Origin of the sequence: Mycoplasmopsis verecunda (genome assembly GCF_033546915.1) — a bacterium.
In the GTDB taxonomy this organism is placed as follows: domain Bacteria; phylum Bacillota_I; class Bacilli_A; order Mycoplasmatales; family Metamycoplasmataceae; genus Mycoplasmopsis; species Mycoplasmopsis verecunda.
Map to the genome: position 1 here is coordinate 118,283 of NZ_CP137850.1, position 14,458 is coordinate 132,740.

The window sequence follows — 14,458 nt, forward strand, 5'->3', positions numbered from 1 at the left end:
TATGGCTGAAACAGTTAAAAAATCAACTACAAAGACAACTAAACCAGCTGCTAAAAAAGCTACTGCTCCAAAATCAGCAAAAGTAACAGTTGTTAAAGATAAAAATGCTTCTAAGAAAGCACAATTCAAAGCTGATTTACCTGCAAAATTATTTGCAAGTGAAAAAATTTATGAACAAGCTATTTTTGACTCTATTCTTTCAGAAAGAGCTTCAAGAAGACAAGGAACACACAAAGTTAAATCACGTGCTGAAGTTTCTGGTTCAGGTAAAAAACCTTGAAGACAAAAAGGAACAGGGCGTGCAAGAACAAGCTCATTACGTACACCAGTATTCGTTGGTGGTGGTAGAGCATTTGGACCAACAGCTAACAGAAATTACTCATTAAAAGTTAATAAGAAAGTTAAATTAGCTGCATTTATTTCAGCTTTAACATTATTAGCAAAAGATAATGCTGTTATTGCTGATGATCTTGCTTTAGAATCTATCTCAACAAAAGCTATGGCTAACAAACTTGCTGAATTAAAATTAAGCGAAGTAAAAAATGTTTTAGTTGTAACAGAAAGCGAAACAGTTTACAAATCAGCTAGAAATTTACCAAACGTTGTTTTATCAAAAGCTAACTCATTAACAGTTGAAAGATTAATCGGAGCTGATGTTATGGTTATTTCTAATGAAAGCTTAAAGCTATTAGAAGGGAAAGTTAAATAATGGAATTAACAAGAGTTATTATTGCACCAGTTTTAACAGAAAAATCAGACATCCAAAGAGCTAATGGAGTTTATACTTTCAAAGTAGCTTACAATGCTAATAAACACCAAATTGCTGAAGCTATCGAAACAATTTTCAATGTAGAAGTTGATACAGTTAGAACAATTAAGGTTGATAAAAAAGCTAAAAACGTTGGTCGTTTCCACGGATTTACAAATCGTTACAAAAAAGCTATGGTTACTTTAAAACCAGGTTCACAATTAAACTACTTACCAGCTGATGAAGAAGAAGCAAAATTAGCTGCTGAAGAAGCTAAAGTTAAAGAAGAAGTTAAAGCACAAAAAGCTGCAAAAAGTGCAGATGTAGAAAAGAAAGCTGCTGCTAAATTAGCTGCTAAAAAATCTACAGCTACAAAAGCAACAAAAACAGTTGCTAAAAAACCTACTACAAAACGTAAAGTTGGTGGAGAATAATAATCTCCGATGAACTTTCGCATAACAATTTAATTTAAATAATAATTATGGGGTAAACAAAACTTGCTTAAAAGAAAGACCCCCAACTATTTTTAAGCAATAAGGAGAAAAGACACAATGGCGATTAAACATTATAAGCCAACGACAAATGGTCGTAGAAACATGTCTTCTCTTGACTACAGACAAAACTTATCAGGTCATGCACCAGAAAAATCACTTTTAGTGAATTTAAAAAATCACGCTGGTCGTAACAACCAAGGTAAGATTACTGTAAGACATCATGGAGGGCGTGTTAAAAGATTTTACAGATTAGTAGACTTTAAACGTAATAAAGATAACATCCCTGCAATCGTTAAAACAATTGAATATGATCCAAACAGATCAGCAAACATTTGTTTATTAGCATATGCAGATGGTGAAAAAAGATATATCCTAGCTCCTAAAGGTATTAAATTAGGACAAGTTGTGGTATCAGGACCACAAGCAGATATTATGGTGGGAAATACATTACCACTAGCAAACATTCCTGAAGGTACATTTGTACACAATATTGAAATGCAACCTGGAGGTGGTGGTGTTATTGCTCGTTCAGCAGGAACATCAGCACAAATCTTAGGTAAAGACGAAGATGGTAAATATGTAGTGTTAAGATTAAAATCAGGTGAAACACGTCGTATTTTATCACGTTGTCGTGCAACAGTAGGTGTTGTAGGAAACGAAGAACACTTACTTGTTAATGTTGGTAAAGCTGGAATCAACAGACATAAAGGTATTAGACCAACAGTACGTGGATCAGTTATGAACCCAGTAGACCACCCACATGGTGGAGGGGAAGGTAAGCAACCTGTTGGACGTAAAGCTCCTCTTACACCTTGAGGTAAGAAAGCTCTTGGAGTTAAGACAAGAAAAACTAAGAAATCTTCAAATAAACTTATAATCAGAAGAAGAAAGGATTCTAAATAATGGCACGTAGTCTTAAAAAAGGTCCATTTGCTGACGAACACTTACTTAAAAAAGTAGATGCTATCGTTGAAGGTAAAGCACCTAAAAAACCAATTAAAACTTGATCAAGACGTTCTACAATTTTCCCAAGCTTCGTAGGTTTAACATTTGCTGTGCATAATGGAAAACAATTTATCGAAGTTTATGTAACAGATGATATGGTAGGACATAAATTAGGAGAATTTGCACCTACAAGAACATTCTCAGGTCACGGTGCTGATAAAGGTAAGAAGAAATAATGGCTCAACAAGCAAAAGCTCACATTAAATTACAAAGAGTTAGTGTTTCTAAAGCTAAATTAGTAGCAAATCTTTTCAGAGGAAAAGATGTTACTGAAGCATTAGGACTTCTACATCACGTAAATAAAAAATCAGCTCCTATTTTCATCAAGTTATTAGAATCTGCAGTTGCAAACGCTACACATAACCATGGTATGGATGCAACTAAATTATATGTTAAAGAAGTTTATGTTAATGAAGGTCCAACTCTTAAAAGATTCCAACCAAGAAGTCAAGGTCGTGCTTACTCAATTTTAAAACGTACATCAAATTTATCAATAGTATTAGAGGAGAGAGATTAATATGGGTCAAAAAGTTAATCCAAATGGTTTCCGTTACGGTGTTACAAAAGCACACAACTCAACATGATTTGCAGATAAAAACAATTTTGGTTCATATTTAGTTGAAGATGCTAAAATCTACAAATTCTTTGATAAATTAGTTCGTCAATACCAAATCGGAAAAGTTGAAGTAAAACGTAACAAAGATAATAAAGTTACAGTAATTCTTCACACAGCTAAACCAGCCGCAGTTCTTGGAACAGAAGGTAAAAATATTCAAGAACTTACATTAAAATTACAAAAACACTTAAAAAACAAGAGTTTAAACTTAAATATTCAAGTAGTTGAACTCAAAAACCCTGATTTAAATGCTAAATTATTAGCAGAAATGATTGCTACAAAATTAGAAAATCGTGAAAGCTTCCGTTCAGCACAAAAAATTGCTATTAGAAATGCAATGCGTGCTGGAGCAAAAGGAATTAAGACTGCAGTTAGTGGTCGTTTAAACGGTGTTGATATGGCCCGTACAGAAGGATATTCTGAAGGGGAAATGAAATTACATACATTAAGACAAAATGTTGACTATGCTACAGCTACAGCTAGAACAACATATGGTGCTATCGGTGTTAAGGTGTGAGTATCATTAGGTGAAATTTTGGAAGGAGATAAATAATGCTTCAACCAAAAAGAACTAAATACAGAAAACCATTCCTTGTAAAACACGACAAACGTAGAGCTACAAAAGGAAATACAGTAGCATTTGGTGAATTTGGACTTCAAGCTACAACATCAGCTTGAGTAACAGCTCGTCAAATCGAATCTGCTCGTATTGCTGCAACACGTAGAATGGGTCGTGAAGGACAAGTTATCATCCGTATTTTCCCACACTTTGCTAAAACATCTAAACCTATCGGAGTTCGTATGGGTTCAGGTAAAGGTACACCAGAATTATGATATACAGCAGTTAAAGTTGACACAATGATGTTTGAAGTTGGCGGAGTTTCTGAAGAAGTTGCACGTGACGCTTTAAGACTAGCTGGTCACAAATTACCTGTTAAATGAAGAATTGTTAAAAGAGAAGAAGGAGATAAATAATGCTTTACAAAGAAATTAAAGAAAAATCAGTTGAAGAACTACAAACATTACTTTCTCAACTTAAAGCAGAATTATTTACTTTAAGATACAGAAATGCAACAGGTGACTTAAAAGAAACACATAAAATCGCTGCTATTAGAAAAACAATTGCACAAGTTTATACAGCTTTAAATGAAAAAGGAGCTAAATAATTATGAATAATACAAGAAACACAAGAAAAACACTAGTTGGTACAGTTGTTTCTGCTGGTAAATCAGCTAAAACAATTATTGTTGCAGTTGATACATACAAAAAACACCCATTATACTCAAAACGTTACAAATCAACAAAAAGATTTGCTGTACATGATGAAAATCAAGTAGCCCAATTAGGAGATATCGTTTTAATTATGGAAACAAGACCACTTTCAGCAACAAAACGTTTCAGACTAGTTGAAGTTAAACAAGCTGCTATCGAAGGACAAAACTAATATGTTACAAGAATTATCAAGAGCAAATGTTGCTGATAACTCAGGTGCTAAAGAAATCGGAGTTATCCGTATTTTAGGTGGATCTAAGAAAAAAGTAGCAAACATTGGTGACATTATTGTATGTTCAGTTAAAAAAGCTATTCCAAACGGAATGGTTAAAGAAGGTCAAGTTGTTAAAGCTGTTGTAGTTCGTTCATCATACGGTATTCACCGTGATAACGGATCATACATTCGTTTTGATGATAATGCTGTTGTATTACTTAAGGAAGATTTAACACCACGTGGAACACGTGTATTCGGACCAGTTGCTCGTGAATTACGTGAAAAATTCCCTAAAATTGTTTCACTTGCACCTGAAGTATTATAGGATTTAAGGAAGTTATAATGAACAAAATTAAACTTAGAAAAAATGACGAAGTAATCGTTATTGCTGGTAAAGAAAAAGGTCAAACAGGAACAATTGAAAAAGTATTACACAAAGAAAACAAAGTTATCGTTAAAGGATTAAACATCATTAAAAAACACAACAAACCTTCACAACAAAACCAAGATGGTGCTATTGTTGAAAAAGAAGCTCCAATTCATGTTTCAAATGTGCAATTATTAGTTAAAAAAGCAACAAAAGACAAACCAAGTGTTACATCAAAATTAGGATACAAAGTTGATGCTAAAGGAAAAAAAGTAAGAGTAGCAAGAAAGACAGGAAAGGAAATCTAATATGCTTAAAAATGTTTATTTAGAAAAAGCAGTTCCTGCTTTAAAAGAAAAATACAATTACAAATCATCAATGGAAGTTCCTAGAATCGAAAAAGTTGTGTTAAACATGACTGCTGGAAAAGAAATCAATAATTCAAAAGCAATCGAAGAAGTTCTTAATGAATTAACATTAATTTCATCACAAAAACCATTTCAAACAAAAGCTAAGAAATCAAACGCTTCATGAAAATTACGTGAAGGTATGCCTATGGGTGGTAAAGTTACACTACGTAGAGACAGAATGTGAGATTTCTTAGATAAATTAATCAATGTAGCAATGCCTCGTATTCGTGATTTCCGTGGTGCAAATCCTAAAGCATTTGACGGAAGAGGTAACTATAACCTAGGAATCAAAGAAGAAATCATTTTCCCAGAAATTGAATTTGACAAGATTCGTAGAATTAAAGGACTTGACGTTATTATTGTAACAAGTGCCAAAACTGATGCAGAAGCAAGAACATTACTTGAATCAATTGGTGTACCATTTGATAAAAAAGGAGCTAAATAATGGCAAGAAAAGCATTAATCGAGAAAGCAAAACGTCACCCTAAATTCTCAACACGTGCTTACACACGTTGTGAATTATGTGGACGTCCACACTCAGTATTAAGAAAATATAAAGTATGTCGTATCTGTTTTAGAAATCTTGCTCACGAAGGTAAGATTCCAGGTATGAAGAAAGCGAGTTGATAATTATGTTTATTACAGATCCAATTGCAGATTTAGTTGTTCGTGTTAAGAATGCTAATGCTAGAAAACATAAAACAGTTACAATTCCATACTCAAAACAAAAAGAAGCTATTGTTAAGCTTATTTTAAATGAAGGGTACATTGCATCATACACTGTTGAAGGCGAAGGTGTTAACAAAAACATCGTTGTTACATTAAAATACAAGAAAAATAAATCAGCTATCGTTGATTTCAAAAGAGTATCAAAACCAGGACTTAGAGTTTATGCAACTGTGGAAGAAATTCCTAATGTTATCTCAGGTTTCGGAACAGTAATTATTTCTACATCAAAAGGACTTATGACAGGAAAACAAGCTAGAGAGGAAAATGTAGGTGGTGAAATTATCGCTTACATTTGATAATAGGTAAATAACATGTCTCGTGTTGGAAATCGTGTTATAAATGTTCCTGCTGGAACAACTATTACTGTTGAAGGAAGCAAAGTTACTGTTTCTGGTAAACACGGAACTCTTGTTAGAGAATTTAGTCCATTAATTACTGTAAATGTAGAAAATAACCAAGTTACAACTCTTCGTGCAAATGAAGAAAAACACACCAAACAATTACACGGAACAACAAATGCCTTAATCGCAAACATGATTAAAGGTGTTTCAGAAGGATTCCAAATCGACCTTGAAATTAAAGGGGTTGGTTACAAAGCTGAACTTAGAGGAAATGAAATCGTTGTTAATGCCGGATATTCACACCCAGTTACTAAAAAAATACCTGCTGAATTAAAAGTAACTGTTGCTAAACCAACAGAAATTTCTATTTTCGGAAATGATAAAGAAGTTGTTGGACAATTTGCAGCAGTAGTTAGAGCAATTAGAAAACCAAGTGTATACTCAGGTAAAGGAATTGCTTACAAAGGTGAAAAACTTAGACGTAAAGAAGGGAAAACAGCTTCTAAATAATAAAGAAGTTGTGAGGTTAAAATTATGAAAGCAAAATCAAGAAACGAAGCTAGAAAAGTTAAACATGTTCGTTTACGTCAACACATTAGTGGAACAGCTACAAAACCACGTTTAAATATATTCAAGTCACACCAAAACTTCTATGCACAAGTAATAGATGACACTAAAGGTGTTACATTACTTTCAGCAACAACATTACAAAAAGGTGTTTATGCAGGTAACATTGAATCAGCAGCTAAATTAGGTGCTACAATGGGACAACAAATGGTTAAAATGGGTATTACTGAAGTAGTATTTGACCGTGGTGGATATTTATACCATGGTAGAGTAAAAGCTTTTGCTGATGCAGTTAGAGAACAAGGAGTTAAATTCTAATGGAAAACAAAAAAGAAGTTAAAGCAACAGAAGTTGCCGGAACAAAAGAAGTTGTAGCTAAAAGAGCTCCAAGAGCTCCAAGAAAAGCTCAAGAAGGTTCATCAGAACAACGTCCACGTCGTAACAACGGTGGAAACAGAAGACCGCGTGCTCAAAAATTTGAATCAGAATTTAGTGAAAAAGTTGTAGATATCGCTCGTGTTACAAAAGTTGTTAAAGGTGGAAGAAGATTTAGTTTCTCAGCCTTTGTTGTTGTTGGAAATAAAAAAGGTTTAGTAGGATTTGGACACGGTAAGGCTAACGAAGTTCCAGATGCTATTAAAAAAGCTATTAAAGATGCACAAAACAACCTTGTATCAGTTCCAGTTGTTAACGGAACTGTACCACACGAAATTAAAGCTAAATTCTTAGCTTCACGTGTATTACTTAAACCTGCTCCAAAAGGAAAAGGACTTATTGCTTCAGGAACAGTGCGTGCTGTTGTTGAATTAGCAGGATACACAGATATCGTTACTAAAACATATGGTTCACGTTCAAAAGCAAACGTTGTTAAAGCTACTGTAAAAGCATTACAAAACTTAAGAACTGTTGAAGAAATTGCTGAAATCAGAGATAAACAAGTAAAGGATTTTCAATAAAATATGGCTATTAAATTAAATAATTTACAATTTGCTGAAGGTTCAAGACCAGAAAAACACCGTAAAGGTAGAGGACATGCTGCCGGTAAAGGTAAACAAGCTGGTAAAGGACAATCAGGTCAAAACAAACGTAAAGGTCACAGACTAGGATTCGAAGGGGGACAAACTCCTTGATTCCGTAGAATAGGTAAACGTGGATTTAGAAACGTTAACCATGTTGAATATCAAGTTATTAATCTTTCTGATTTAGAAGCAAAATTTAACGACGGTGATACTATTACTTTAGAAACATTATTTGACTCAAATTTAATCAAAAGACAAATGCCTGTTAAATTATTAGGTAACGGTGAACTAAACAAAAAATTAACAATCTATGTTCATAAAGCATCAGCTTCTGCTAAAGAAGCTTTCCAAAAAGTTGGTGGAACAATTCACGAATTATAATAATCATTTCAGCCAAGCGAAAGCTTGGTTTTTTATATAGCAATTTAATAATTAAATGTATAATAAAAAGAAATTTAGCGAGGTAATAATGGTAACGGTATTTAATCACCCATTAATTAATATAAAATTAAGTAAAATGAGAGATAAGCATACTTCTCATAAGGAATTCAGAAATAACTTAAATGAAATAGCTTCATTAATGGTTTATGAAATAATGCGAGATTATAAATGCATAAAAACAAGCGGAATAACTCCTCTAAATATAGAATATGAAGGGTATAAATTTGATAAAGAAATAGTTATTATTCCTATTCTAAGAGCTGGTTTAGGGATGGTTGAAGGTATTTTAGATTTAATACCAGAAGCTAGAGTTGGACACATTGGAATGTATAGAAATGAAGAAACATTGACTGTTACAGAATATTTTTTTAAAATCCCTAATGTATCAAAAGATTCAAAAATAATAGTAGTTGATCCTATGTTAGCAACTGGTGCATCTGCTTCTAATGCAATAAACAAGTTAGAAAGTTTAGGATTTAATGATATAACATTAGTTTCTTTGGTTGGTGTACAAGAGGGGATAAATACAATACAAAAAAACCATCCCAAAGTTGATATATTTCTAGCTTCAAAAGATAAACATTTAAATGAAAATAATTATATAGTTCCTGGACTAGGCGATGCTGGAGACCGTATTTTCGGCACTAAGTAAAAAATAAAAAAAATTTACAGATTTATTAAAAGTTGTTATATAATATATTAGCAACTTAAATGGGGGGATAGCAAAGCGGCCAAATGCGGGTGGCTGTAACCCACTTTCTTAGGATTCGGGGGTTCGAATCCCTCTCCCCCCACCATTTATTGCCCCATAGCCAAGCGGTAAGGCAGCGGGTTTTGGTTCCGCGATGCGTTAGTTCGAATCTAACTGGGGCAGCCATATCACCTTTTTAAAAAGGTGTTTTTTTATACAAAAAATAGATAAAAAATAAAGGTTTTGTTTTATAATATAGCTAATTATGAATAATGTAGACAGAAAATTAGAAAAAATAACACCACTTGAGCAAGATTTTGCTCAGTGATATACTGATGTTGTGCAAAATGGAAAATTAATGATGTATGGTCCTGCTAAAGGCACTATGATTTTGTTACCTAATGCATTCGGAATTTGACAGTTAATTCAATCAGGACTTAATGATGCATTTAACGAAAAAGGTGTACAAAATGTTAATTTACCATTATTAATTCCTGAATCTTTATTCAATAAAGAAAAAGAACACATTGATGGTTTTAATCCAGAACTCGCAACTGTAACAATGGTAGGAAATAAAAAATTAGATGAAAAATTGTATGTTAGACCAACATCTGAAGTACTGTTTGCCCATTTATATAAAAACTCAATTAATTCATATAAGGATTTACCTTTAATTTATAATCAGTGAGTTAATGTGGTCAGATGAGAAAAAACAACACGTCCATTTTTAAGATCTCGTGAATTCTTATGACAAGAAGGACATACAGTGCATTCGGATCCAAAAGAGGCACGTTCATTAACTAAAGAAATGATTAAACTATATGCCAAATTCTTAAAAAAATATCTTGCTATACCTACTATAATTGGTAAGAAAACTCCAAATGAGAAATTTGCTGGTGCATGTACAACATGAACTATAGAAGCAATGATGAAAGACGGACAAGCTCTACAAGCGGGTACTAGCCATTATTTAGCTCAAAACTTTTCTAAGCCATTTGATATAGTTTTTAGAAATGAAGATAATGAATTTGAGTATGCTTATCAAACTTCTTGAGGTGTTACTACAAGATTAATAGGGGCTATTATAATGACTCATGGTGATAATAGAGGAATTATAATACCACCTTATGTAGCTCCAATTCAAATAGATGTTTTAGAATTGTTTGCAAATAAGGAACCCAAGGTTTCTCAAGTATCAAAAGATTTGACTAAATTATTAGGTAGAAAATATCGTGTAAGACTAGATGATTCTGATAAAAATCCTGGTTATAAAGCTTCTAATTCAGAAATACAAGGTGTTCCATTAAGAATTGAAGTGGGACCAAAAGATGTGCAAAATGATTCGGTTACAATTGTTCGTCGTGATACACTTGAAAAAATTCAAATACCAATTAGTAAAGTAAAATCTCAAGTTGGAAAATTACTGTCAGAAATACATGATAATTTATATGAACAAGCAGAACACAGACTTATTCGTAACCGTATTTATGTAGATAATTATCAAGATTTTAAAGAAGGAATATTAAATAATAAATTTGTTGTTGCTCCATTTTGCTGTGGTGCAGAAGCAGAAAAAAGAATAAAAGAAGAGACAGGAGCTACCGCCAGATGTGTGCCGATGTCATTAAATAAACCAAGTAAAAATGCTAAATGTATCAATCAAGAGTGCGATGGTGAAACTAATAGATATGTAATTTTTGCGAAAGCATATTAAATAATTATGATTTTAGAAATGGCAGTAATGCCATTTTTTAATAATTATGAATTTTTTTCAATACGGAATAAGAAAAAATTACCTTAAATATGCAATTTTTGCAATAAAAACTTTTCAAAATTAGGAAAATTCAGTAAATTTGATTAAAAAAAGTTCATTTTTATAAAATTTTATATTTATATTGAGGAGGGCAACTAGAGAAAACAGATGGAGAAGAATAAGAAAAATATAAAAGATATGTCATTAACTAATGACGACGACATAAAAACAGATATTGACCTTTTCCAAGAATTAGCCGAGGATAGGGATATCGAAAAACTACAACAGTTATATAAAATTAATATGATTAATACAAAATTTTTATATGACACAATAACTTCCATTATAAAAAATATGGTGGAAGTGAAAAAAATAAATAATATGAAAAATAAAATGAAACTTACTTTTCTCTGAATACAATATATTAACAGTAGAGATTTAAGAATAAAAAAAGAAATTGAAGAATTAGAAGTTTATTGCAAGAACCCGCCAAGTGTTTTTAATTACATCTTATCTATAATGAGTAAAGAAAATGCTTGATTAATTCATAAAATCTTTTTAGATACCGAAACATCAAATGATAAGTATTGATATAAAAAATACTTTTCAAAAACTACATTTTATAAAAAAAAGCAAATAGCGATTATGGAATTCGGTAGATACTTATTGCAAACAAGCGATGATTAATGTTGACTTTATTAATCAAAATGATAATTATATAGTCAATGAGAGAAAAGTTAAAGTTAATACATTAGCAAATAGTAATGATTTCAATAATTTTAAAGCAAAATTTGCTATTAATGTTGATAGGATAGCAACAAATGGCATGACTGATATTTCCGTTGGATTTGAAGATGGATTATATGATTGAAAGAATAAAGATCTTTTACCACATGAACATATACTAGATACTGGTATAAATCTATTTAATGGATACAATTTAATTGTAAATAAATTAGCTCAGAAAAAACTGGCGGTTGAAGTATCAATCTTTGCTAATTTAAAAGAAATTTATACATTTAGAGCAGATAAGTTGTTTGTGAAAAAATACATTACAAGAATACCATTTTCTACTTTAGGAATAGAGTTCTCGAAATTAAATAGCTTAATAATACAATTTTCATTACCTAAAGGTGTATTCACAGACGAAAGAAAATTAATAAAAGAGTATCAAATTATATTTGCTCCAGATTCAAAGGATAAAATACAGATAGCTCCTATATCAAATTCAATTAAATTACGTATACCATATTCCTATCAATTTAATTTCGAAAGTTCAAAAACATATTGAAAAGAATTGCTTTATCATAATGTTATTATAAAAATTGCAGATATCAATAATAGGAAACCCTTATCACAAGTAGTTGAGGGCTATGAATATAATGATAAGAAAAAATTAAAATTCCCAAATGAGATTTTGTTTAACGAATATATTCCGCTTACATTTAATAATATTATATTAAATGACTTTCTTACAGACAAAATATCATTAAAGACTATTATGAATGATAACAATAATCAATTATTATCAAATAATAATTCAGGAATTTATTTTAAAGGCTTAATAAATGAATTGCTACTTACAGATGAAATAGACAAAAAAATAAGAAAAGTTGCCTCTCCTCAATCAAGTTATTCACTAAAAATTCCTTTCAGTTTTGATGGTGAATTTAACACGATATATTCTATTTCATCTAAATATTTCGATATTGACATAATAAAAAAATTTAAATCTATTGGAACTAGATTATTTGAAGATAATTACACAAAGAAATTAAAGATTATAGTAGTTTCAAACCAAAAAAATTTAAATAATAAATATAGATATGTTATTAATCTAAAATCAGATTATGTAAACTTATTTACGAATTCTTTTAATATCAATGATTATTTAATAATTGAAGATGAAAATAAACGAAAATATAAGAATTAAATATATTATTATAATAGCTCTTATAATTGGTTTTAGTATTGCTAGTGGAGTTGGTTGTTATTATATCTATAATTTTGTACAAACTAAAAAACAGAATAATAATCGAAATATTAGGGATAACTTAATTAAAGATATAGATACAATACCAGTTTCTTCATTTATTCCGATTTTAGAAGATAGATATTTTCAAAAATTTGTAAATAAGGATAGATTTAATAACAAATATATAGATCAAAATTTAATTAATGAGATTGTAAAAGATCTTGTTAGAAGACTAAAATCTAGTAATGGAAAATTTTATTTTGACTATGACATACTTTCGCAGCAACATGCCACTTTACGTGTTATGTATATAAGTGATGATTATAGTCAAAAAGATGAAAAAATATTTGAAATATTGCTTGATTAGTTATAATATTTCTATGGATAATAGAAAAGAAATAATTTTATTAGAACTTAAAAAGTTATCAAAAAAGAAGAATATTTCTTTGGATGATAACATCAAGGAAATAGGAATTGATTCTTTAGATTTAGCTGAACTTGTATTTGAAGCAGAAGCTAAATTTGGTGTTGAACTCTCTGATGAACAATTAGCCGAGATCAAGACTGTAAAGGATATAATTTCTATTTTTTCTAATTAAGTTTTATAGTATAATTCTAATGCGCTAGGAGTATAGTTCAACGGTAGAACAACGGGCTTCAACCCCGTGTGTTGTGGGTTCGAATCCTGCTACTCCTGCCATTTTTTTATTCCTTTTTTCTAAATAATAAAGTAAAATTAATAAACATATGAAAGAAAAAGAAATTAAATTTGGTGTTTTAGGAACTGGTGCTTTTGGCTCAGCACTTGCAAATATATTAATAGAAAATAATCATAAAGTAATAATGTATGGTATCTCTGAAGAAGAAATATTAGATATAAATAGAGGATATAATTCTAAATATTTTGGAACTACTAAATTTAGTAATCCTGATTTAATCTCTGCAACAAATAATTTAGATTATTTCTTAGACTCTATTAATACAGCGATATTAGCGGTTCCTTCAGTTGCTGTTGAAAAATTAATGTCACAAGTATCATCTAAATTAGGTGAAAGAAAAATCAATTTACTAAATTTATCAAAAGGATTAGAACCCAAGACAAAGCAATTTTTTTCACAGTATATTAATGAAAATTATGGAAAAAATATATCAAATTTCGCTTCCTTAATGGGACCTTCATTCGCAATTGAAGTTTTCCAAGGAAAATTAACAATGGTAAATGTGGTGGGAGCAAATTTGAAATTTAATGAAGAAATTGCTTCATATTTCAATAATGAACATTTCTATGTTAAACCATTTAATGAAATAAGAGGAGCTGAATTATTTTCAGCATTAAAAAATGTTCTAGCAATAGGATTAGGTATCACATCAGTTTTATATCCTGGTCAAAACTCACATGCAGGTTTATTGACAATGGGAACTGGGGAAATATTTAATGTATATAAAGCTATGTATCCAAAAGGAGAAAACACAATAGGATACAACTTTTCCTCATTTGGAGATATCTTTTTAACTTGTTCATCACCGACAAGTCGTAATTTTTCGTTTGGAGCTAAGATTGCCTCTGATGGTGTAAAAAAAGCTTTAAATGAACAACAATTGACTATAGAAGGATATGATACAGCAAAAACCTTATCTAAAATAATTAAGGATTATAATATTAAAAATACACCTTTTTTATCAAATATTATTAGTATTTTATTTGAGGGAAAACCGCAATATGAAATTATAGATTTCCTTAAAGCTAAACCATTATAAAAACATTGTTAAAAATGTAAAACAATGTAAAATATAAATATTAATTTAATAACACTTT

General features: G+C 30.7%; 25 protein-coding genes and 3 tRNA genes. All 28 read left to right on the forward strand.

Translation table 4 applies throughout. The annotated features are described in order from the left end of the window. The first annotated feature begins 1 nt into the window (after position 1). The 28 genes from rplD to SAM46_RS00645 all read left to right on the forward strand — a co-directional run bounded on the left by rplD (position 2) and on the right by SAM46_RS00645 (position 14,400). The gene (gene rplD, locus SAM46_RS00510) at positions 2-709 is read left to right on the forward strand and encodes a 50S ribosomal protein L4 (RefSeq protein ID WP_078746951.1); all 708 of its coding nucleotides are present in this window, start codon (positions 2-4) and stop codon (positions 707-709) included. Beyond that, positions 709-1,182: a 50S ribosomal protein L23 gene (gene rplW / locus SAM46_RS00515; protein ID WP_078746950.1), complete on the forward strand. Its 474-nt coding sequence runs from the start codon at positions 709-711 to the stop codon at positions 1,180-1,182. The genes rplD and rplW overlap by 1 nt, the downstream gene beginning before the upstream one ends. 117 nt (positions 1,183-1,299) lie before the next feature. Continuing rightward, the gene (rplB, locus tag SAM46_RS00520) at positions 1,300-2,145 is read left to right on the forward strand and encodes a 50S ribosomal protein L2 (protein ID WP_078746949.1); all 846 of its coding nucleotides are present in this window, start codon (positions 1,300-1,302) and stop codon (positions 2,143-2,145) included. Beyond that, complete coding sequence (rpsS, locus tag SAM46_RS00525; protein WP_078746948.1) at positions 2,145-2,423, forward strand: 30S ribosomal protein S19; 279 nt, start codon at positions 2,145-2,147, stop codon at positions 2,421-2,423. Before rplB ends, rpsS begins: the two co-directional genes overlap by 1 nt. Further along, entirely contained in the window at positions 2,423-2,764 is a 342-nt protein-coding gene (rplV, locus tag SAM46_RS00530; protein WP_078746947.1) for a 50S ribosomal protein L22, read from the forward strand. Before rpsS ends, rplV begins: the two co-directional genes overlap by 1 nt. Before the next feature lies 1 nt (position 2,765). Next, complete coding sequence (gene rpsC / locus SAM46_RS00535; protein WP_078746946.1) at positions 2,766-3,416, forward strand: 30S ribosomal protein S3; 651 nt, start codon at positions 2,766-2,768, stop codon at positions 3,414-3,416. Next, on the forward strand, positions 3,416-3,838 hold the full coding sequence (gene rplP / locus SAM46_RS00540) for a 50S ribosomal protein L16 (RefSeq protein ID WP_078746945.1): 423 nt from the start codon (positions 3,416-3,418) through the stop codon (positions 3,836-3,838). The genes rpsC and rplP overlap by 1 nt, the downstream gene beginning before the upstream one ends. Then, complete coding sequence (rpmC, locus tag SAM46_RS00545) at positions 3,838-4,029, forward strand: 50S ribosomal protein L29 (RefSeq protein ID WP_078746944.1); 192 nt, start codon at positions 3,838-3,840, stop codon at positions 4,027-4,029. The genes rplP and rpmC overlap by 1 nt, the downstream gene beginning before the upstream one ends. Positions 4,030-4,031: 2 nt before the next feature. Beyond that, positions 4,032-4,307 (forward strand): 30S ribosomal protein S17, encoded by a 276-nt coding sequence (gene rpsQ / locus SAM46_RS00550; RefSeq protein ID WP_078746943.1) that lies wholly within the window; start codon positions 4,032-4,034, stop codon positions 4,305-4,307. 1 nt (position 4,308) lies between these two features. Further along, a complete protein-coding gene (gene rplN / locus SAM46_RS00555; RefSeq protein ID WP_078746942.1) occupies positions 4,309-4,674 on the forward strand; it encodes a 50S ribosomal protein L14 in 366 nt (121 codons plus the stop codon). Between the two features lie 17 nt (positions 4,675-4,691). Beyond that, complete coding sequence (gene rplX / locus SAM46_RS00560; RefSeq protein WP_078746941.1) at positions 4,692-5,024, forward strand: 50S ribosomal protein L24; 333 nt, start codon at positions 4,692-4,694, stop codon at positions 5,022-5,024. A gap of 1 nt (position 5,025) precedes the next feature. Next, positions 5,026-5,571 carry a 50S ribosomal protein L5 gene (gene rplE / locus SAM46_RS00565; RefSeq protein WP_078746940.1) on the forward strand — a complete coding sequence of 182 codons (546 nt, stop codon included), beginning with the start codon at positions 5,026-5,028 and terminating at the stop codon, positions 5,569-5,571. Then, the gene (locus tag SAM46_RS00570) at positions 5,571-5,756 is read left to right on the forward strand and encodes a type Z 30S ribosomal protein S14 (RefSeq protein ID WP_078746939.1); all 186 of its coding nucleotides are present in this window, start codon (positions 5,571-5,573) and stop codon (positions 5,754-5,756) included. The genes rplE and SAM46_RS00570 overlap by 1 nt, the downstream gene beginning before the upstream one ends. A gap of 2 nt (positions 5,757-5,758) precedes the next feature. Continuing rightward, the gene (gene rpsH / locus SAM46_RS00575; protein ID WP_078746938.1) at positions 5,759-6,154 is read left to right on the forward strand and encodes a 30S ribosomal protein S8; all 396 of its coding nucleotides are present in this window, start codon (positions 5,759-5,761) and stop codon (positions 6,152-6,154) included. A 12-nt stretch (positions 6,155-6,166) separates the two neighbouring features. Continuing rightward, positions 6,167-6,706: a 50S ribosomal protein L6 gene (gene rplF / locus SAM46_RS00580; RefSeq protein ID WP_078746937.1), complete on the forward strand. Its 540-nt coding sequence runs from the start codon at positions 6,167-6,169 to the stop codon at positions 6,704-6,706. A gap of 24 nt (positions 6,707-6,730) precedes the next feature. Continuing rightward, the gene (gene rplR, locus SAM46_RS00585; protein ID WP_078746936.1) at positions 6,731-7,081 is read left to right on the forward strand and encodes a 50S ribosomal protein L18; all 351 of its coding nucleotides are present in this window, start codon (positions 6,731-6,733) and stop codon (positions 7,079-7,081) included. Continuing rightward, the gene (gene rpsE, locus SAM46_RS00590) at positions 7,081-7,719 is read left to right on the forward strand and encodes a 30S ribosomal protein S5 (protein ID WP_078746935.1); all 639 of its coding nucleotides are present in this window, start codon (positions 7,081-7,083) and stop codon (positions 7,717-7,719) included. Before rplR ends, rpsE begins: the two co-directional genes overlap by 1 nt. Positions 7,720-7,722: 3 nt before the next feature. Continuing rightward, on the forward strand, positions 7,723-8,163 hold the full coding sequence (gene rplO, locus SAM46_RS00595) for a 50S ribosomal protein L15 (protein ID WP_078746934.1): 441 nt from the start codon (positions 7,723-7,725) through the stop codon (positions 8,161-8,163). 88 nt (positions 8,164-8,251) lie between these two features. After that, the gene (upp, locus tag SAM46_RS00600; protein ID WP_078746933.1) at positions 8,252-8,875 is read left to right on the forward strand and encodes a uracil phosphoribosyltransferase; all 624 of its coding nucleotides are present in this window, start codon (positions 8,252-8,254) and stop codon (positions 8,873-8,875) included. 61 nt (positions 8,876-8,936) lie between these two features. Next, positions 8,937-9,020, forward strand: a tRNA-Tyr gene (locus SAM46_RS00605). A gap of 5 nt (positions 9,021-9,025) precedes the next feature. Continuing rightward, positions 9,026-9,100, forward strand: a tRNA-Gln gene (locus SAM46_RS00610). A 79-nt stretch (positions 9,101-9,179) separates the two neighbouring features. Then, positions 9,180-10,628: a proline--tRNA ligase gene (gene proS, locus SAM46_RS00615; RefSeq protein ID WP_078746932.1), complete on the forward strand. Its 1,449-nt coding sequence runs from the start codon at positions 9,180-9,182 to the stop codon at positions 10,626-10,628. Between the two features lie 207 nt (positions 10,629-10,835). After that, entirely contained in the window at positions 10,836-11,354 is a 519-nt protein-coding gene (locus SAM46_RS00620) for an MG284/MPN403 family protein (protein ID WP_078746931.1), read from the forward strand. Beyond that, positions 11,347-12,600, forward strand: coding sequence for an MHO_1580 family protein (locus SAM46_RS00625; RefSeq protein ID WP_078746930.1), 1,254 nt, complete (start codon positions 11,347-11,349; stop codon positions 12,598-12,600). The genes SAM46_RS00620 and SAM46_RS00625 overlap by 8 nt, the downstream gene beginning before the upstream one ends. Further along, positions 12,572-13,009: an MHO_1590 family protein gene (locus SAM46_RS00630; RefSeq protein WP_078746929.1), complete on the forward strand. Its 438-nt coding sequence runs from the start codon at positions 12,572-12,574 to the stop codon at positions 13,007-13,009. Before SAM46_RS00625 ends, SAM46_RS00630 begins: the two co-directional genes overlap by 29 nt. Positions 13,010-13,022: 13 nt before the next feature. Further along, complete coding sequence (locus SAM46_RS00635; RefSeq protein ID WP_078746928.1) at positions 13,023-13,241, forward strand: acyl carrier protein; 219 nt, start codon at positions 13,023-13,025, stop codon at positions 13,239-13,241. A gap of 26 nt (positions 13,242-13,267) precedes the next feature. Next, positions 13,268-13,342 (forward strand) — tRNA-Trp (locus tag SAM46_RS00640). A gap of 47 nt (positions 13,343-13,389) precedes the next feature. Beyond that, positions 13,390-14,400 (forward strand): NAD(P)H-dependent glycerol-3-phosphate dehydrogenase, encoded by a 1,011-nt coding sequence (locus SAM46_RS00645; protein WP_078746927.1) that lies wholly within the window; start codon positions 13,390-13,392, stop codon positions 14,398-14,400. Positions 14,401-14,458 lie beyond the last annotated feature (58 nt).